The sequence below is a fragment of the Hypericibacter adhaerens genome (assembly GCF_008728835.1).
GTDB lineage: Bacteria > Pseudomonadota > Alphaproteobacteria > Dongiales > Dongiaceae > Hypericibacter > Hypericibacter adhaerens.
In genome coordinates this window covers 5,183,992-5,201,289 of the sequence record NZ_CP042582.1, presented here as the reverse complement: position 1 = coordinate 5,201,289, position 17,298 = coordinate 5,183,992, and the positions used below count along the sequence as shown (strand labels likewise).

The 17,298-nt window shown below is 68.5% G+C and carries 16 protein-coding genes; 1 reads left to right on the top strand and 15 read right to left on the bottom strand.

Translation table 11 applies throughout. The features are described 5' to 3' along the window. Positions 1-197: 197 nt before the first annotated feature. From FRZ61_RS23290 to FRZ61_RS23255, 8 genes are all read right to left on the bottom strand, one after another. The gene (locus FRZ61_RS23290; RefSeq protein WP_407657950.1) at positions 198-641 is read right to left on the bottom strand and encodes an RNA pyrophosphohydrolase; all 444 of its coding nucleotides are present in this window, start codon (positions 639-641) and stop codon (positions 198-200) included. Positions 642-760: 119 nt separating this feature from the next. Beyond that, positions 761-2,443, bottom strand: coding sequence for a divergent polysaccharide deacetylase family protein (locus FRZ61_RS23285; RefSeq protein ID WP_225309287.1), 1,683 nt, complete (start codon positions 2,441-2,443; stop codon positions 761-763). Between the two features lie 163 nt (positions 2,444-2,606). Next, positions 2,607-3,998, bottom strand: coding sequence for a S41 family peptidase (locus FRZ61_RS23280; RefSeq protein ID WP_151119987.1), 1,392 nt, complete (start codon positions 3,996-3,998; stop codon positions 2,607-2,609). A 16-nt stretch (positions 3,999-4,014) separates the two neighbouring features. Further along, positions 4,015-5,208 carry a murein hydrolase activator EnvC family protein gene (locus FRZ61_RS23275; protein WP_151119986.1) on the bottom strand — a complete coding sequence of 398 codons (1,194 nt, stop codon included), beginning with the start codon at positions 5,206-5,208 and terminating at the stop codon, positions 4,015-4,017. 38 nt (positions 5,209-5,246) lie between these two features. Beyond that, positions 5,247-6,848, bottom strand: coding sequence for a 2,3-bisphosphoglycerate-independent phosphoglycerate mutase (gene gpmI / locus FRZ61_RS23270; RefSeq protein ID WP_151119985.1), 1,602 nt, complete (start codon positions 6,846-6,848; stop codon positions 5,247-5,249). A gap of 43 nt (positions 6,849-6,891) precedes the next feature. Then, positions 6,892-7,509, bottom strand: a complete 618-nt coding sequence (locus tag FRZ61_RS23265; RefSeq protein WP_151119984.1) for a hypothetical protein — start codon at positions 7,507-7,509, stop codon at positions 6,892-6,894. Positions 7,510-7,568: 59 nt separating this feature from the next. Further along, positions 7,569-8,036, bottom strand: coding sequence for a 23S rRNA (pseudouridine(1915)-N(3))-methyltransferase RlmH (gene rlmH / locus FRZ61_RS23260; RefSeq protein WP_151119983.1), 468 nt, complete (start codon positions 8,034-8,036; stop codon positions 7,569-7,571). A 9-nt stretch (positions 8,037-8,045) separates the two neighbouring features. After that, on the bottom strand, positions 8,046-8,828 hold the full coding sequence (locus FRZ61_RS23255; RefSeq protein ID WP_151119982.1) for a phytanoyl-CoA dioxygenase family protein: 783 nt from the start codon (positions 8,826-8,828) through the stop codon (positions 8,046-8,048). A gap of 143 nt (positions 8,829-8,971) precedes the next feature. On the opposite strand from FRZ61_RS23255, the gene FRZ61_RS23250 reads away from it, so the two are divergent. Further along, positions 8,972-9,388: a cupredoxin domain-containing protein gene (locus FRZ61_RS23250; protein WP_191909179.1), complete on the top strand. Its 417-nt coding sequence runs from the start codon at positions 8,972-8,974 to the stop codon at positions 9,386-9,388. Positions 9,389-9,420: 32 nt separating this feature from the next. Here the strand turns inward: FRZ61_RS23250 and FRZ61_RS23245 are convergent, their stop codons facing one another. The 7 genes from FRZ61_RS23245 to FRZ61_RS23215 form a co-directional block, all read right to left on the bottom strand. After that, a complete protein-coding gene (locus FRZ61_RS23245; RefSeq protein ID WP_151119980.1) occupies positions 9,421-11,451 on the bottom strand; it encodes an oxidoreductase in 2,031 nt (676 codons plus the stop codon). Positions 11,452-11,497: 46 nt separating this feature from the next. Continuing rightward, a complete protein-coding gene (locus tag FRZ61_RS23240; RefSeq protein ID WP_191909178.1) occupies positions 11,498-11,941 on the bottom strand; it encodes a CoxG family protein in 444 nt (147 codons plus the stop codon). A gap of 75 nt (positions 11,942-12,016) precedes the next feature. After that, on the bottom strand, positions 12,017-13,087 hold the full coding sequence (locus tag FRZ61_RS23235; RefSeq protein ID WP_151119978.1) for an ABC transporter substrate-binding protein: 1,071 nt from the start codon (positions 13,085-13,087) through the stop codon (positions 12,017-12,019). A 49-nt stretch (positions 13,088-13,136) separates the two neighbouring features. Beyond that, positions 13,137-13,994, bottom strand: a complete 858-nt coding sequence (locus tag FRZ61_RS23230) for an ABC transporter permease (protein WP_151119977.1) — start codon at positions 13,992-13,994, stop codon at positions 13,137-13,139. Positions 13,995-13,997: 3 nt separating this feature from the next. Then, positions 13,998-14,894 (bottom strand): ABC transporter permease, encoded by an 897-nt coding sequence (locus FRZ61_RS23225; protein WP_151119976.1) that lies wholly within the window; start codon positions 14,892-14,894, stop codon positions 13,998-14,000. Next, positions 14,891-16,015: an ABC transporter ATP-binding protein gene (locus tag FRZ61_RS23220; protein WP_151119975.1), complete on the bottom strand. Its 1,125-nt coding sequence runs from the start codon at positions 16,013-16,015 to the stop codon at positions 14,891-14,893. Before FRZ61_RS23220 ends, FRZ61_RS23225 begins: the two co-directional genes overlap by 4 nt. A 3-nt stretch (positions 16,016-16,018) precedes the next feature. Next, positions 16,019-17,263 carry a pyridoxal phosphate-dependent decarboxylase family protein gene (locus tag FRZ61_RS23215; protein ID WP_191909176.1) on the bottom strand — a complete coding sequence of 415 codons (1,245 nt, stop codon included), beginning with the start codon at positions 17,261-17,263 and terminating at the stop codon, positions 16,019-16,021. Between the last annotated feature and the right edge of the window lie 35 nt (positions 17,264-17,298).

Here is a 17,298-nt window from a genome sequence, read left to right as displayed (position 1 = left end):
GGTTAACCCGTCGCTCATCCGCGATCGCGCGCGGCTTGTGAAACGGTCTCACGGGCGCGCGGATACACGCCGGAAAGGGACGGCCATCGTGGTTAAGCGGATCGCGCGCGGCATCTTCACTGGCGGATCGACCAACAGACGCGCTGGCAAAAGGATGTAAGGCCAGAAGGCCAGTGTTATCGACAAGAGCCCGGGCGTCAGCGCGCGAGCGGCGCGACCAGCGGCTGGAACTCCTCGACCAGCTGCCGATAAAGCAGCCGCTTGAACGGGACGATGAGCGACGGCAGCTCGGCCATCGGCGCCCAGCGCCAGGTGGAGAATTCCGGATGGTCGGTGCCGGCGATGTCGATATCGCGATCCTCGCCGGTGAAGCGGAACGCGAACCATTTCTGCCGCTGGCCGCGGAATCGCCCGCGCCAGAGCCTGCCGGCGAGATCGCGCGGCAGATCGTAGCTGAGCCATTCCCGGCTCTCCGCGAGAAGCTGGGCGCGGTCGGTGCCGATCTCTTCCTTCATCTCGCGCCAGGCGGCGTCGATCGGCGTCTCGCCCTTGTCGATGCCGCCCTGGGGCATCTGCCAGGCATCGCTCGGCATGTCGATGCGCTGCGCCACGAAGACCGCCCCTTCGCCGTTCAGCAGCATGATGCCGACGCCGGGACGGTAGGGCAGCGCCTCGAAGGGATCGCCGAGGCGGGTCTCGCGTTTCCCGGTATCCTGGCCTTCGGCGCTCATGCCTTTTCCGCTTGCCGTTGCATCGCCATCTACTGCGCGCCCATCTTCGCCAGGGCGGAGGCGGGGGCCAGCACCAGGCCCTTGATCTCCAGGCTCTTGGCCCAGGCGGCCACGCGCTCGATCGTCACGGGATAGCCCTGGGCGAGGCCGAGCGCAAAGCCCTTTTCCCGCGAGGTGCGCTCGAGCTGCTGCAGCCTTCCGTCGATCGAGACCCGGCTCGCCTCGGCATCGATGAAGCGGGTGTTGTAGGTCCAGGGCAGCTCGATATTGGCGGCGATCTCGCCGACGACGCTGGTGGGCCCCGACCGGTTGTCGATATAGAGGTAGCCCCGCTCGGCCACCCGCGTCAGCACGGGACGGATCAGCCGCGCATTGGCCTGGAATTTGGACCCCATATTGGCGACGAGACCGGCGACGCCGTCGCTGCGCGCCATGACCCAGTCGAGCCGCTTCAGGTTCTCGGCGGGCGAGAGGCTGGAGAGCAGGGCCTGCGGACCCGGATCGTCGGCGGGATAATTGAGCGGCTCCATCGGCAGCTCGAGCAGCACCTCATGGCCGGCGGCGCGGGCCTTGGCGATCCAGCCCTGCAAATCCCCCGAATAGGGGCTGAAGGCGAGCGTCACCTCGGGCGGCAGCTGGTCGATGGCCGCCTGGGTCTGGGCCGCGGTCAGGCCGAGACCCGTGACCACCAGCGCCACGCGCGGGCGGGGATCGTCGGCGGGAAAGGGTCGCGCGAACTTCTTCCAGGCCGGCTCGCTGCCGGCGGGTGAAGCGGAGGGCGAGGCCGATGCGGTCTGGGTCGTTGCCGGCGCGTTGACCGCTTCGGCGGTGGCGGCGGCTCCCAGCGATGCGGCCGGTGCCGTGCCGACGGCGGACGCATCTGCTGCCGGCGCGGCCGAAGCGGCAACGGCCGGCGCGGCCTGGGCGCTGTCGGGAGCGGTTTCGACCGCAGCGCTGGCCGGCGCGGCCGGGGGCGATGGCGGTTTCGTCCGAGGCAACGGGATCGGCAGCGCCGTGATCGCCGCCGTTTCCTCCGTCGCCGCGGGCGCCGTGTTTTCAGTGGCGGCCGGGGATGGCGAGGATTCGACGCTCGCCGTTTCCACAGGCGGGGTGGCCGCGGGCGTTTCGGTGTCGGTCACCGCGGCCGGCGGCGCGGTCTCGGTGGTCGGGGCGGGTTCGGCCGCCGGTGCCGCCGCAACCTCGGCGGGCGGGGTCGCTGGCTCCGCCGTCGCGGGCGCCTCGGCCGGGGCCGGGGGCGCTTCGACCGTGGCCGGTTCCGCGGTGCCGACCGGCGTCGGCGTGGCGGTGGGGACGACGGGTTCCGCCGGAGGCGTGCTGGCGATCTCCGCCGGCTGCGTGCTGGCCGGCGCGGAGCCTGCGGGCGGTGCGGTATCCGTCGCCGTCGTTGCCGGCGTTGTCGTCGCGTCCGGGGTCGGGGCGGGCGGCGTGGCTTCCGCCGGACTTTCCGTCGGCGTTGTCGCTGCGGGTGCTTCGCTGCCGCTTTCGGCAGGTGTAGCCGTCGCGTCGCCGGTCTCGGTGCCGGCGGTCGGCGCTTGGGTCGAAGCGGTGCTGTCGGGAGCGGCTTCGCCGGGTGTCAGGGCTTCGGCCGGAATCTCCACCACCGCGGCGGGCGGCTGCTCCATCAGTTCCTGGAGCTTGTGCGTCCGCTGCAGCCAGAGGGTGCCGCCGCCCGCGGCGATCAGGAGCAGCATGGCCAACAGAACGAAGAAGCGCCCGGCCCGTCGCGGCCTCGGCGGGGGCCCCTCCTCTGATGCGGGCGTCACCACCGTTTCGCCGGCCCGCTTTCCGCGACGACGCGGCGAAGGCGCGATTGTCGTTGGATCGCGCGCTTCGCCGTCGTCATGCGTTGCCGCCTCAGTTGGACTTCTGCGCCTGGATCAGCGCCAGCCCGCGCAGCAGGTCGAGAGCGCGGCCCAGCTGGTAATCCTGGGCCACGTCGCCTTCGCCGGGCGCCGGCGTCTGTGCCGGGGTGGCGCCGGCCGGCGGCGTCGTGCTGGACGAGCCGCCGCCGGAGGGCGGGGTCTGGTTCTGGTTCTGGTTTTGATTCTGGTCCTGGTTCTGGTTCTGGTTTTGGTTCTGGCCCTGATCGGGCTTGAGCCCGTCATTGTTCAAGGCGCCGCGCAGCTCGGATTCGTGATGCTCGACCTGGCCGGGGATCTCCTCGACCTTGGCCTGGCGGACCTCGATGTCGGGCACGATGCCGGTGCCCTGGATCGAGCGGCCGGACGGCGTGTAGTAGCGCGCCGTCGTCAGGCGGATCGCGCCATGGCCCGGCAGCGGGATGATGGTCTGGACCGAGCCTTTGCCGAAGGAGGTCGTGCCCATCAGGATCGCGCGATGGTGATCCTGGAGCGCGCCCGCCACGATCTCCGAGGCCGAGGCCGAGCCGCTGTTGATGAGCACCACCATCGGCAGGCCGCCGGTGATGTCGCCCGGCGTGGCGTTGAAGCGCTGGGCGGCCTTGGGATCGCGGCCGCGGGTCGAGACGATCTCGCCCTGGTCGATGAAATCGTCGGAGACGGCGATCGCCTGGTCGAGCAGGCCGCCCGGGTTGTTGCGCAGATCGAGCACCAGGCCGATCAGCTTGTTGTTGGACTGCTGCTTCAGCTTGTCGATCGCGGCCTTGAGGCCGACATCGGTCTGCTCGCTGAAGCTGGTGATGCGCACATAGCCGATATCGTTGCCCTCGAGGCGCGAGCGCACCGACTGGATCTTGATGACGGCGCGCTTGAGCGTCACGTCGAAGGGATCGCCCTGGCCACGCTGGATCGTGAGCTTGATCGGCGAATCCACCGGCCCGCGCATCTTGTCGACCGCCTGCGACAGGGTCAGGCCCATCACCGGCTCGCCGTCGATCTGGACGATATAGTCGCCCGGCTGCAGCCCGGCCTTGAAGGCCGGCGTGTCGTCGATGGGCGAGACCACGCGCACCACGCCGTTCTCCATCGTGACCTCGATGCCGAGGCCGCCGAACTCGCCCTTGGTCTGGACCTGCATGTCCTCGAAGCTCTGCGGGTCCATGTAGCTCGAATGCGGATCGAGCGAGCTCAGCATGCCGTTGATGGCAGCTTCCACCAGCTCCTTGTCGCCGACCTCCTCCACATAGGAGGAGCGCACCCGCTCGAACACGTCGCCGAAGAGGTTGAGTTGCCGGTAGGTCTCGGAAGTGTCGTCCGAGCCGGCGGGGAAGGAGTAGAAGCAGACGGCGAGTGCCGCTGCCGCTGCCAAGCGCAGGGTGCGAGTCATGCGGGGTTTGTCCATTCTAGTTGTCGCGGATGCCCAGCCACGGCGCGGGGTCGATCGGTTGTCCACCACGCCGCAGCTCCACATAGAGTTTAGGGCCGCCGCTCGCGACGGGCCCCATCTGACCGACCGGTTCGCCCTCCTTGACCCATTGACCGAGCGTCACATCGATACGGCCCAGGCCGGCGAGCAGACTATGGTATCCGCCCGCATGTTCGATGATCAAGATTGCGCCATAACCCCGGAACGGTCCCTTAAAGACCACCTGGCCGTCATAGGGGGCCACCACCTGCGCTTCGCTACGTGTCTGGAATGTAACGCCCTGGCTCTTGCCGCCGCTGTCCAGCGGGTCGCCGAAGGCCGCCAGGACGGCGCCGGCGGCCGGGAGGGCGATGGCCTGAGGCGGGTCGGGAAAGGGGCGCTGGCCCGTGGCGCCCGGCAAGGCCGCCAGCTGGGTTTCGTCGGCGGCGTCCGTCACGGGCTTGGTGGGCGGCCGCAGGGTCGCGAGCCGGGCGAGCAGGTCGCGCAGATCCTTGGCCTCGGCCGCCAGCTTTTCCACGCGCTTGGCGGCCGCAGCCTGCTCCGCACCGGTCTTGGCGGCGAGCGCCTGGCGCGCCTCGACCATCTTGGCAATGTCACGATTCTCGTCGGCGAGGCTGGCATTCTCGGCCTCGATCGCCGTCTTGCGCTCGGCAATCTCCCGCTTGAGCCGCTCGAGCTCGGTGAGCGAGCCGCTGAGATCGGCCATCCGCGTCTTGAGCGCAGGGACGGCACTGCCCAGGAGCAGCGCGCCGCGCAGGCGGTCCAGCGGGCGTTCGGCGCCGATCAGCAATGCCGCCGGCGGCTGGAGGGCGAGCCAGCCCAGGGCGGCGAGGCTGGCATCCATCTGCTTGCGGCGCCCCGCCAGCTCGGCCTCCTTGGTGTCGAGATTCTCCTCGAGCGTCGCCAGCGTGCCGCTGATCTCGTCGAGGCCGGTCTCGAGCTCCTGGGCCCGCTTGGCGGCCGCCACCATCCGGTCCTGCAGCGCCGCGATCTCCTGCGCCAGCTTGGTCTGCTGCTGCTGCAACGCCTCGATCTTGGCGCGGTCGCGCTCCAGCGCCTGCTCGACCTGCTGCAGCTGGCCCTGATCCTGCGCTTGCGTCGGCGCGCTCGCTGCCGAATCCGAATCCTGCGCCCAGCCGGGCAGGATCGGGGCTCCGGCCAGCGCGATCAACGGGACAACCAGAATCCAATGAAAGGGCCCGAGCCTCGTCACTCGCCGACGCGCCGCTCCCGTTGGGCCTGGGCCGCTTGCGACCGGGCCTGGCGGATGAGCGAATGGCCCGTCATCTCCTTCGGTGCCGGCAACCCCATCACCTGAAGCAGGGTGGGCGCCACATCCGCGAGCTTGCCGTCGGCCAGCGCCGCGGCATCGGCGGGGCCGTTCACCAGCATCGCCGGCACGCGGTTGAGCGTGTGGGCGGTGTGGGGCTGGTTGGTCTCGGGGTCGAACATCATCTCGGCATTGCCGTGGTCGGCCGTGATCAGCATCGTGCCGCCGGCCCGGCGCAGCGCCTCGTCGATCCGACCGATGCAGCGATCCACGGCCTCGACCGCCTTGATGGCGGCGTCGAGCTTGCCGGTATGGCCGACCATGTCGGTGTTGGCGAAATTGACCACGATGAAATCGTATTTGCCGCTGTCGATCGCGGCCACCAGCTTGTCCGTCACCTCGTAGGCCGACATCTCGGGCTGGAGATCGTAGGTCGCGACCTTGGGCGACGGCACGAGGATGCGGTCCTCGCCGGGGAACACGGTCTCCTCGCCGCCGTTAAAGAAGAAGGTGACGTGCGCGTACTTCTCGGTCTCGGCGATGCGCAGCTGCTTCAGTCCCGCTTTCGCGACCAGCTCGCCGATGCTGTTGGAAACGGTCTGCGCCGCGAACAGCGCCGGCAGCAGCTTGTTGAGCGCGTCCGAATATTCGACGAGGCCGGCGGCAGCGGCGAACGTGACGATGCGCCGGCGTGCGAACCCGTCGAAGGCGGGATCCAGCAGCGCGTGCAGGATCTCGCGGGCGCGGTCGGCGCGGAAGTTGCCCATCAGCACGCCGTCGCCATCGCGCATGCCGGCATAGTCGCCGATCACGGTCGGGGCCACGAACTCGTCGGTCGCCTTGCGCTCATAGCTCTGGGCCACGGCCGCGTCGGCGCTGCGGGCATGCTCGCCTTGCGCCAGAACCATCGCGTCATAGGCCTTCTCGATGCGCTCCCAGCGCTTGTCGCGATCCATCGCGTAGAAGCGCCCGCTCACCGTCGCTGTGGCGATGGCCGCCCCGGATTTCAGCGATTTCTGGAAATCGGCGAGCTGGCCGCGCGCGCTCGAGGGCGGCGTGTCGCGCCCGTCGAGGAAGGCGTGGATCGCGACCTTGACGCCGGCGCCGGCGACGATGTTGGCCAGGGCCGCGATATGCGCCTGATGGCTGTGCACGCCGCCGGGCGAGACCAGCCCCATGAGATGGCAGGTGCCGCCGCTCGCCTTGAGCTTGGCGGCGAAATCGAGCAGCACCTTGTTCTTCGCCAGCGACCCGTTGGCCACGGCCTGATCGATGCGCGGCAGGTCCTGCATCACCACGCGGCCGCCGCCGATATTCATATGCCCGACCTCGGAATTGCCCATCTGCCCCAGCGGCAGGCCGACCGAGCTTTCCGAGGCGTCGAGGAAGGACATCGGCGAGCTCTTGGCCAGGCGGTCGAGGTTGGGGGTGCTCGCCTGCCAGATCGCGTTGTCCGGCTGGGCCGGCTCGGGGCGATGGCCCCAGCCATCGAGGATGCAGAGCAGGACGGGGCGGGGACGGGCGGGAGGTTTATCGGTCATCGTTTGGGAGTCTGTCTCTCACGAAGCAGAAGGGGACGCCGGCTCAACTCCCGGGCGGCTTGACCCGGCGCAGGGTCAGGGCCCGGTCCCAAAGCCCGCCGGTATCGCCCAGGATGAGGGCCCGGATCGCGTCGGACTCCGCCGTAATATGGTCCGTCGGGGCGCCATTGGCATCCTTGAGGCCGGCGATTTTCCCGCTGGCGATCGCCTTGTGGACCACATCCTCCTTCATCAGGCTGACGGTCAGGACATCGTCGAGCGAGCGGTCGTAAGCGACGAAGAAATAGGGCTCGCCCGCCGCCTTCTTGCAGTCCTCGACCGGGCCTATCAGGTTGATGAAATACCGCTTCTCGAGCCGGCTCAGATGGCCGCAATAATGGTCGATCGAGCCGCTCTTGTCCTTCTCGAAACCGACCGTGATCACCTCCACGGAGCCCGGCGGGCTGTCGGCCGGCTGGAACACATGGACGAAGATCGCCCCGTCGTCACCGGTGGCGCCCCAACTGCCCAGTATCTCGGGGTCGATGGCGTCGGCGCTGGGGGGCGCGATCGGGTTCTTGGAATCGATCAGGCAGCCGGTCAGGAACAGCGCCAGCCCAACGGCCAGCCAGCGGGCGGCGGCAGGCCGGTGGCGCCGGCCCGGCGCGGGATTCGCGAGCATCTATCCTCTCCTGAGGTTGGGCTCCTGGAGGCCGAATCGAGCAGCAAATTAAGGGCTTTTCATGACCGGTGATAGGGGTGGCCGGCAAGGATCTGCTGGGCCCGGTAAAGCTGCTCCATCAGCATTCCCCGCACCAGGAGATGCGGCCAGGTCATGGCGCCCAGCGCCAGCTTGAGGTCGGCCGCCTCGAGGACGGCGCTGCCATGGCCGGCGGCCCCGCCGATCAGGAAGGCGATCGTGGCACGGCCCTCGTCCCGCCATTTCCCGATCCGGCCCGCGAAGGCCTCGCTGCCGAGATTCTGCCCCTTTTCGTCCAGGGCCACGGTCACCAGCCCGCCGCTTCCACGCGGCAGCGCCGCCAGCAGCAGCTCGGCCTCGCGCGCCTTGAGCTGGGCTTCCGGCAGCGCCCGCTTCTCCTCGACCTCCTTGAGCTCGACGGGCCAGGTCAGGCGCTGCCGGTAATCCTCGAACAAGTCGCGGGTGGGACCTGCCTTCCAGCGTCCGACGGCGCCGATCAGGATGCGCATGGAGAGGGGCTAGTAGCCGTCCGGGTTGCCGGGGAACCAGCCGAGGATGCGGCCATGACCCTGATAGCCCATCAGGCGGCGGATGGGCTCGGGGTAGGAATCGGCAACCTCGCGCGGGATCGAGAGATAATGGTTCTCCTCCTGCCGCAGCCAGCCGAGGCTGTAGGTGTTGACCAGCCCCATGCGCGGACGGTTGCTGCGGTTGGCGCCGCCGCCATGCCAGGTCGAGCCCATATAGATCACGGCCGATCCCTTCGGCATCACGGCCTGGACCGTCGGCTCATCCTGCGGCAGGCGCGGCTCCTTCCAGCGGTTGCTGCCGAGGATGACGTGCGTGCCGCCGTTCTCGAGGGTGAAATCGTCGAGCGCCCAATTGACCCCGATCTGCCATTCCATGCCGGGCATCCGGATCGGGTAGATACCGTCGTCGCGATGCAGGCGCTGCTGCGATTCCTCCGGCCAGATCTCGATCCCGGTGCAGCTCCCGATCCGGTAGTTGATGCAATGGGGCAGCAGGATCGCGTCGGCGATTTCGAGGATGCGCGGATGGGCGATGAGCTCGGCCGAGCGGCGCGAGCGCTTGAGGATGCTGGAGATACGCAGCGTCTTGTAGCCGTTGAAGTCGCTCTGCGCCTTCTGGCCGATGCGGTCGAAGTGCGGCCGCAACTCGGAGGCGACCGCATCGGCGAGCTCGGTCGACGCCAGCTCGCGCAGGATGACCGCGCCATCCTCGCGCAGCGCGGCGATGAGCTCGGACGAGGCGACCGAAGGGGCGAAGCTTTTCAGGGTCATGGAGGGCTCTCGATGGTTGCCGCCTCAGTCTAGCCGAGCCGGCCGCCGGCGCCCAACGGCGCTATGGGCGAGGGACGGGTCGTGACGCTACTCTATGCGCCGGTGGTCGGCGGTGTCGCCGCGGGGGAGTGATCGGGATGGCGATGACGGGACGACCAGCATTGGCCGTTTCGGTGCTTGTGGCCTGCCTGCTGGCGGGGCCGGCGGGGTGTGGGCTGTTCGGCCCGGCCCATGGCGCGCCCGACCCGCAGGCGGACGTGATCATCGATATGGGCTTCCACCGCTTCAAGCCCACCGATGTCACGATCCATGCCGGCCAGATCGTCGAATGGCGCAATATCTCGCTTGTGACCCACACCATCACGGACGATCCGGCGCTGGCCGATTTTCATGCCGACGCGCTCCTGCCGCCGGGGGTGATGCCCTTCGATTCCGGCGACGTGCCGGCCGGCGAGGTCTTCCTCTTCAAGTTCCCGGCGCCCGGCACCTATCGCTATTTCTGCAAGCATCACGAACGGCACGGCATGCTGGGCACCATCACGGTGCTGCCGGCGCCGTGACCTTAACCCTATGATTAGTCAGGGTTTTCGCGTCAAATCAGCCGCGCGGCGCGGTGGCCCTCATAGCCGGCCTCGAACAGCGAGCGCGGGGCCGCCGCATCGCCCACGAGATGGATCTCGGCGACCTTGTCCCGCAGCGCCGCCGCGAGATCGTCCTCCCGCCGCTTGGCGCCGACCAGCACCACGGCCGTGACATCGCCGATCTCCGTCTCCTCGTTGCTGAAGATGTTGAACAACGTGACCCGGCGGTCGCCGATTTCCTTGAGGTAGTGATTGGGCCGCAAGGTCACGCCCTGCGCATAGAGCCGGGTCAGAACCCAGGCGAACTGGCCGCTGCCCTGCAGCCGCGGCGCCACGAGCTGCCATCGCGTGACGATATCGACCTTCGCGCCACCGGTGGCGAGCCGTTCGGCAATGCCGGCGGCGGTGGATTGCCCTTCTTCATCGAGAACGATCACGCGGTCTCCGCATTCGGCCTCTGCTTCGAGGATCTGTTCCGGGGTGAAGACGAAGGGCCGGTCCCAGCCCGGAATCGGCGCGGCGATGAAGCCGGTGACGCCCGTCCGCTCGAACCGGGCGCCGGTGGCGATGACGACGGCATCGGGTTGCAGGGCGGCGATCGCATCCGCGCGGGCTTCCTCGTTCAGATGCAGCGCCACGCCGAGATCGCCAAGCTCGCGCTCATACCAGCGTAAGACGTCGTCCACCACCTCGCGGCCGGGAAGCGTCGCCATCAGGCTCTGCGCGCCGCCGATATGATCCCGCCGGTCGATCAGCCGGACCTCGTGACCGCGCAGCGCCGCGACCCGCGCCGCCTCCAGCCCGGCCGGCCCGGCGCCGATCACGACGACGCGCTTGCGGGGTACGGCGGCGGCGAAGCTTTGCACGCCCCAGGCGGCCTCGCGGCCGGTGGCGGGGTTGATGACGCAGGCGACGCCCGAAAGGATGCCCTCCAGGCAGTGATTGCAGGCGATGCAGGGCCTGATCTTCTCGGGCCGCCCGGCCTGCGCCAGCCGCGCGAACTCAGGCTCGGCGATATGGGCGCGCGCGGCGCCCACCATGTCCATCTTGCCTTCGGCGACGAGGCGCTCGGCATCGGCCGGATCGTTCATGCGGCCCGGGCAGCCCAGCACCACCGCGCGGTTGATGGCGGGCCGCACCGCCGCGATGAAATCCTCGGCCGGCAGCTTCGGCACATAGGAGCCGGCGATCATCAGCGGCGCCGTGTGCATGGTGCCGATATCGAGATCGAGGAAATCCACGAGGCCCGTCTCGTCCAGCCGCCGGGCGACATCGGCGCAGTCCTCGTCGCTCAGGCCGCCGGGCAGGAGCTCGTCGGTGTTGAGGCGGAATCCGACCGCCAGCGACGGCCCGACTGCGCCGCGCACGGCTTCGAGCAGCTCGAAAGCGAAACGCAGGCGCTTCTGGGCGCTGCCGCCATAAGCGTCGTCGCGCTTGTTGTAGAAGGGCGAGAGGAACTGCTCGACCAGCGCGCTGTGGGCGCCCTGGATCTCGATGCCGTCATAGCCGGCGGCCTTGGCGTTTCGCGCCGACTGGGCGAAGCCGTCGACGATCGAGCGGATCTCCTCGATGCTTGCGGCGCGGGGGATGGCATAGGCCTCGACCGCCGGCACATCGGATGCCGACAGCAGCGGCCGTTTCGGGCCGCCGGGATGCCAGCGCGGGTCGGCATGGTGGCCGCCATGCCAGAGCTGGAGGAAGAGCTTGGCGCCGTGGCGGTGGACGGCCTCGGCCACGCGCGCGAAATGCGGCACGTTCTTCTCCGCGAAGGCCGCGGCCACGGTCGCCGTCTGGTAGCCGAAGGCCGAGCCCTGGGAGCTCGGATGGGGCACAGTCGATTCCTGGATGATGAGACCGATACCGCCGCGCGCCCGCTCCTCGTAGTAGGCGATATGCCGGTCGGAGGGGATGCTGTAGCCGGGCATCTCGGGGTCGGGAACGGCATAGCCCAGCCCATGCGCCGTCATATAGAGGCGGTTGCGGATCTCGACGGCGCCGATGCGGATCGGCTGGAAGAGATGCGGGTAGGCGATATCGGCCATGGGATCCGTCCTGGCAGAGGAAGGCGGAAGGGGCGCAGGCCGCCGGCTACTCGGCGGCCTTCTGCGCCAGCTTCAGCCTGAAATTCTCGATCGTCTGGGCGATCATCTGTTTCTGGGTGGTGCGCGAGATCAGATCGACGATGGGCGCCAGCCGCCCGGTGACCTCGGCCTCGACCGCGACCCGGCAGACCGTCACCGCCGGCTCCGTCGCGCTCAGCTCGATCCGGCCGCGGACCTGGACGTTCTTGCCCTGGCTCGCGAAGGCGAGCAGACGCGGCGGCTGGCGTTCCGTGACCTGGCCCTGCAGGGTCAGGGTCTGGGCGATCATGCCGGCGCGGACCTCGACCTTCCATTCGGAGCGGTCCTCGTCCAGCATCGTCACGTCCTTGACGCCGGCCAGCACATAGCCGAACTCGCCGATATTGCCGACCGCGCGATAGACCTCGTCGATCGGCAGGGCGACGTCGAAACTGATATCGAGGGTCTGCAAATCCGTTGCTTTCGTTGAAAGGCACTGTCCGGCGCCGAGGGTGGAACTTGCCCCCGGCACCGGACCGGCCCCGCCTCACTGCGTCTCGACTTCCTTGTTCCAGCGCTCGGTCCAGGCCGGGCGCTGCTGGCCCAGCAGCGTCCAGTCCATCGACACCATGTTGTCGCCGGAGCCCTCGGGCGAGGCGATGATCGCCGCCATGTCGGACGGCAGCTGCGCCTTCTTGTTGACGGGCATCCAGCCGAGCTTCTTGGCCATCAGCTCCTGCGCCTCGGCGCCGATCAGGTAGTTCAGGAACTTGTCGGCGAGATCGGCATGCTTGGCGCCGGCCACCACCGCGGCGGCCGTCTGGATCGCCGTGGTGCCTTCCTTCGGGAACACGAACTTCAACGGGAACTGGGTGCGTTGGACATAGGAATAGGTCTCGCTGTCGGTCCAGACGCCGACCCAGGCCTCGCCCTGCTGGAAATAGGGCGTGAGATCGGCCGTCGTGTCATAGGTGAAGACATTCGGACGGATCTTCTGCATCTCGGCGAAGCCGGGATCGATGTTCTTCTCGTCGCCGCCATTGGCCCGCGCCAGCATGGTCAGCAGGATCGGCGTGTAGCTGATCGAGATCGAGTTGACGACGACATGGCCCTTGAGATCGGGACGCGCCAGGTCGTTCCAGCTCTCGAGCGGCGGCAGGCTGCGCTTCTTGAACTCGTCGGGATTGTAGGCGAGGCCGAAGCGGAACAGGCCCCAGCCCAGCCCGATCCCGTCCGGCAGCTTGGAGACCTCCTGGATGTCCTTGAGATTGGTGAGCTTGGCGGGATCGGTCGCCTGCAGCAGCCCCATGCCGCGCGCCTGGACCATCGGACCGTCATCGATGCAGGCCACGTCGATCTGGGGATCGCTCTTCTGGGCCTGGAGCTTGGCGATGGTGCCGGGCGAGTTGCCGGTGAGATAGGTGACCTTGGCGTCGAACTGCTTCTCGAAGCGCGGGATGATCTCCTCGCGGAAGAAGGTCTCGGGCGCGCCCGGATAGCAGGCGAGCACCAGCGGCGTTGCCGCTTGCGAAGACGTTGCGTCCGCGGCGGCGCCGATGACGGCCAATGCGGCCGCGGAGAGCAGCGTCGCGAGCTCGGTCTTGATCGATCGTTTCATGATGGCCTCCCTTGTTTGCCTCTTGGTGGTTCACGTCTCTGATGTGCGATCAGGCTTCTTTTGTCGCCGGCTTGCCGGATTGGCCGGTGCCGCCCAGCAGGCGTTCGAATCGCATCACGCTGGCGCTGGCGACCAGCACGATGAGGGTCACGATGACGAGACCCGAGGAGATCGCGGTCAGCTCGGGATTGAGCGGGGAATAGCGCAGCGCATCGAAGATGCGCACCGGCAGCGTCACCATCTCCGGCGCGTTGAGGAACACGGAGACGGCCGCGTCGCCGAACGAGACCAGGAAGGCGAGGCCCCATCCGGCGACGACGCTCCAGAGAATGAGCGGCAGGGTCACCTTGCGCAGGGCCCGCGAGGGCGTGGCGCCGAGGCTGCGCGCGGCGAGCTCGAGCGTCGGATCGAGGCTCCTGAGGCCCGTGAGGATCAGGGCGACGGCATAGGGCGTCACCAGCACCACATGGCCGGCGAGGAGCCCGAGCAGACTGCTGCCGAAGCCCATCTGCGTGTAGGCCTGCAGGAAGGCGAAGCCCAGCACGACCGAGGGCAGCATCATCGGCGAGACCACGAGCAGCCAGAGCAGATGATTGAGCCGCGTCTTGTGGCGCACCATCGCCAGCGCCACCAGCAGGCCCAGCGCGGCGGCGATCGTCGCGGCCAGGGCCGCGATCGCGAGGCTGAGCCCGAAGGAGCCCAGCATCTCGGGCCGGTCGAACATCCGCAGATACCATTGGAAGGTGATGCCCTGCGGCGGGAAGACGACATACTGCGTCGTCGTCAGCGATCCCGCCGTGATGGCGAGCACCGGCGCCACGAGGAAGATCACGGCGAGGATGATGTAGAGCTGGAGCATCAGGCTGCCCAGCGGCCCCGCGATCCGGTCTGCGATCTGGCGCGCCATCTCTCAGGCCTCCGCCGCCCGGGCGGCCTGGCGGATCTCGCGCTCGCGCCACCAGCGGGCCAAGGCCGTGCTGGCGCTGAAGACGCCGGTAGTCGAGAGCAGCAGGATGATCGACATGCAGCCGGCGAAGGGCCAGTTGAGCAGCGCCATGGTCTGCTCATAGATCAGCTCCGACATGACCTTGACCTGCGGGCCCGCGATCAGCGCGGGCACCGCATAGGCGCTCATGCTCAAGGAGAAGACGAGAAGGCAGCCGGTGCCGATGCCGGGCAGGCTCAGCGGCAGGATCACGGCCCGGAAGGAACGCCAGCCGCTGGCGCCGAGGCTGCGCGCGGCGAGGACCAGGTTCCAATCGACATTCTGCAGCGAGGCCGAGATGGACAGCACCATGAAGGCGGCCAGCACCTCCACCAGCCCCACCACGAGCGTGAAGGCGGTATAGATCAGCTTGATCGGCTCGTCGGTGATTCCGAGCGCGATCAGGAGCTCGTTCACGAGCCCCTTGCTGCCGAGCAGCACGAGCCAGCCATAGGCGACCACGACGGGGCTGGTCACCAGCGGTATCAGGAGGATGATGATCAGCGCCAGCCGCAGCCGGCCGCGGTTGCGCACCAGGAAATAGGCGACCGGATAGCTCGCGATCGCCGTGACGACGGTGACGATGAGGCTGAGCTTCACCGTCCGCCAGAGCACGCCGAGATAGAAGCTGTCGGTGAGGAACTTCACATAGAAGTCGGGCGCCAGCGCGGGGATGACGCCGGTGATGGGGTCGAACCGGTCGAGGCTGCTGCGCAGGATCTGCAGCATCGGCCAGGCATAGATGACCGCGAAGATCGCCGCCGGCAGGGCCGCCCGCTTCAGCCATCGGAACAGCTCGGAGGAGGCGCCGGCGCGGGTCATCGGTTGGCGATCTCCCGGAAGACCAGGAGATCGGCGCGGTTCCATTCCAGCGCGACCGCGTCGCCCGGCATCAGCGGCAAGGCCGTTTCATTGAGGCGCCAGGCGGTGATCGATTGCGGCCCGAGCTTGAGACGGTATTCGGTCCGGTGGCCCAGATACTGGACACGCTCGATCGTGGCGCGGGCGCGCTCATGATCGGGCGAGCCGGATGCGCCGTTCGCCGGCAGGACCCTGATCTTCTCGGGCCGGATCAGGGCCTGCACCGGGCCGTCCTGCAGGCCGCGCCGTTCGAGCCGCCCGAGGCCTGGAATCTCCACCATGCCGCCGGCGGCCTGCCCGGCGAAGAGATTGGATTCGCCGACGAAGCGCGCGACGAACAGGCTGCGCGGCCGCTCATAGATGTCGGTCGGGCCGCCCACCTGCTCGATGGCGCCGCCCTGCATGACCGCGATCCGGTCGGCGATCGCCATGGCTTCTTCCTGGTCGTGGGTCACCATGACCGTGGCGATGCGAAGCTGCTGCAGGAGATCGAGAAGCTCGCCGCGCATCTCCTGGCGCAGGCGGGCGTCGAGGTTGCTGAAGGGTTCGTCGAGCAGCAGCAGGCTCGGCTTGATGACGACGGCACGCGCGAAGGCGATGCGCTGCTGCTCGCCGCCCGACAGCATCGAAGGCCGCTTGCCGCCGGCCTTGGGCAGACGGACCAGCTCCAGCGCTTCGGTCACGCGCTTGCGGATCTCGCTTTCGGCGATGTTGCGCATCCGCAGGCCGAAGGCGACGTTGTCGTAGATCGTCAGATGCGGGAACAGGGCGTAGTTCTGGAAGAGGATGCCGATATTGCGGCCCTCCGGCGGCACGCCCTCCATGTCGCGGCCGTCGATGCGCACCCCGCCGCTGTCGGGCTGAATGAAGCCGGCGATGACGCGCAGGCTCGTCGTCTTGCCGCAGCCGGAAGGGCCCAGCAGGCAGAGGCGTTCGCCGGCGGCGACCTCGAAGGAAACGTCCCGCAGCGCCGTATACTCGCCGAACCGCACGACCAGATTCCGCGCCTCGAGATAGGCGCTGCCAGGGGCCGCGGTTTCGTTGTGCCGATCGATGCGGGAGGTCATCGCCTGCGATGTCACCGGTCAGTGGGCTCCATAGTTGGAGCCGCGTCTGGCATCGCGGCCGCCTTCGCGGACCTCTTTCGCCGCGGCCGCGAGGTCGCGCAGCAGGTCGTCCACGACCGGAACATGGATCGGCGTGATGACGAGATGCAGGGTCCTGGGCTCGGTCGCTTGGCGGTGGATGTGCCAGCCGCGCTCGGCCATGGCCTCGCCGATGGCCCAGATGTCGGAATCCTCGCTGGTGAAGCCGAACACATACATGGCGGGCTTGCCCAGCACGCGAAGACCCGGGATGCGCTCGATGCCGGCCTGCAGCTTGCGGGTCGCGTCGAGCATCGCGCGCGTCATGCGCAGATAGCCCTCCTCGCCGAAGTGATGGAGGATCGCCCAGGCCGAGGCGACCACGGCGCCGGGCCTCGAGCCCGCCATGGTCGGCGTGCGATAGGGGCCGGCGCTCCAGGCGTCGAGGATGAATTTCGCGCGCTCCTGCGTGGCAGCGTCGCGATAGAGGATGAGCGAGCTGCCGCGCTCGCCGAACCCGTATTTGTGGATGTCGGCCGAGATGGTCGAGACCCCGGGCAGGCTGAAATCGAAGGGCGGGATCGGCTCGCCCAGGCGGCGCAGGAAGGGCAGGGCGAAGGCGCCGACCGCGCAATCCGCATGGAGGTGGATCTTGCGCGCGAGCGCCAGGTCCGAGAGCTCCTTCATCGGATCGATCGTGCCGAAGGGATAGTTCGGCGCCGAGCCGACCAGGGCGACGGTCCGGTCGGTGATCGCCGCCGCCATGGCCTTCATGTCCACGACATAGTCCTTCGTGAGCGGGACGCGGATTTCCTTGATGCCGAAGACCTGCGCCGCCTTCTGGAAGGCGGGGTGCGCGCTGACCGGCACGACCATCTCGGGTGCGGTCAGGCCGGGCTTCTCCGCGCGCGTGCGTTCGAGCGCCGAACGGATGCCCATCAGGATGCTCTCCGTGCCGCCGGAGGTGATGTTGCCCACGGCCGTCGGCAGGCCCAGGAGCTCGCCCGCGATGCCGATCACGTCGGCCTCGAGCCGCGCGATCGACGGGAACATGGTTCCGGCGCCCAGCCCGTTGGTCTGGATATAGAGCGAGTGGGCGTCGCGCAGCACCTCGATATGGTCGTCGTCGACGCCATAGACCAGGAAGAAGGTCTTGCCCTTGTCCCAGGGGGCGTCCTCCGCCATTTCCCTCTTCAGGCGGGCCATGATGTCCTGGCGCGACATTCCCGAGCGCGGCAACTGCATCGTCCTCTCCCTTTTCTTCATTCAAGCCCGGCCCG

Bases quoted from the DNA above. Each gene is read 5' to 3' on its own strand.
- FRZ61_RS23225 (WP_151119976.1), bottom strand. From the start codon at position 14,894: ATGACCCGCGCCGGCGCCTCCTCCGAGCTGTTCCGATGGCTGAAGCGG.
- FRZ61_RS23285 (WP_225309287.1), bottom strand. From the start codon at position 2,443: ATGCTGCTCCTGATCGCCGCGGGCGGCGGCACCCTCTGGCTGCAGCGG.
- FRZ61_RS23245 (WP_151119980.1), bottom strand. From the start codon at position 11,451: ATGGCCGATATCGCCTACCCGCATCTCTTCCAGCCGATCCGCATCGGC.
- FRZ61_RS23230 (WP_151119977.1), bottom strand. From the start codon at position 13,994: ATGGCGCGCCAGATCGCAGACCGGATCGCGGGGCCGCTGGGCAGCCTG.
- FRZ61_RS23250 (WP_191909179.1), top strand. From the start codon at position 8,972: ATGACGGGACGACCAGCATTGGCCGTTTCGGTGCTTGTGGCCTGCCTG.
- FRZ61_RS23255 (WP_151119982.1), bottom strand. From the start codon at position 8,828: ATGACCCTGAAAAGCTTCGCCCCTTCGGTCGCCTCGTCCGAGCTCATC.
- FRZ61_RS23290 (WP_407657950.1), bottom strand. From the start codon at position 641: ATGCTGCTGAACGGCGAAGGGGCGGTCTTCGTGGCGCAGCGCATCGAC.
- FRZ61_RS23280 (WP_151119987.1), bottom strand. From the start codon at position 3,998: ATGACTCGCACCCTGCGCTTGGCAGCGGCAGCGGCACTCGCCGTCTGC.
- rlmH (WP_151119983.1), bottom strand. From the start codon at position 8,036: ATGCGCATCCTGATCGGCGCCGTCGGACGCTGGAAGGCAGGTCCCACC.
- FRZ61_RS23265 (WP_151119984.1), bottom strand. From the start codon at position 7,509: ATGCTCGCGAATCCCGCGCCGGGCCGGCGCCACCGGCCTGCCGCCGCC.
- FRZ61_RS23235 (WP_151119978.1), bottom strand. From the start codon at position 13,087: ATGAAACGATCGATCAAGACCGAGCTCGCGACGCTGCTCTCCGCGGCC.
- FRZ61_RS23215 (WP_191909176.1), bottom strand. From the start codon at position 17,263: ATGCAGTTGCCGCGCTCGGGAATGTCGCGCCAGGACATCATGGCCCGC.
- gpmI (WP_151119985.1), bottom strand. From the start codon at position 6,848: ATGACCGATAAACCTCCCGCCCGTCCCCGCCCCGTCCTGCTCTGCATC.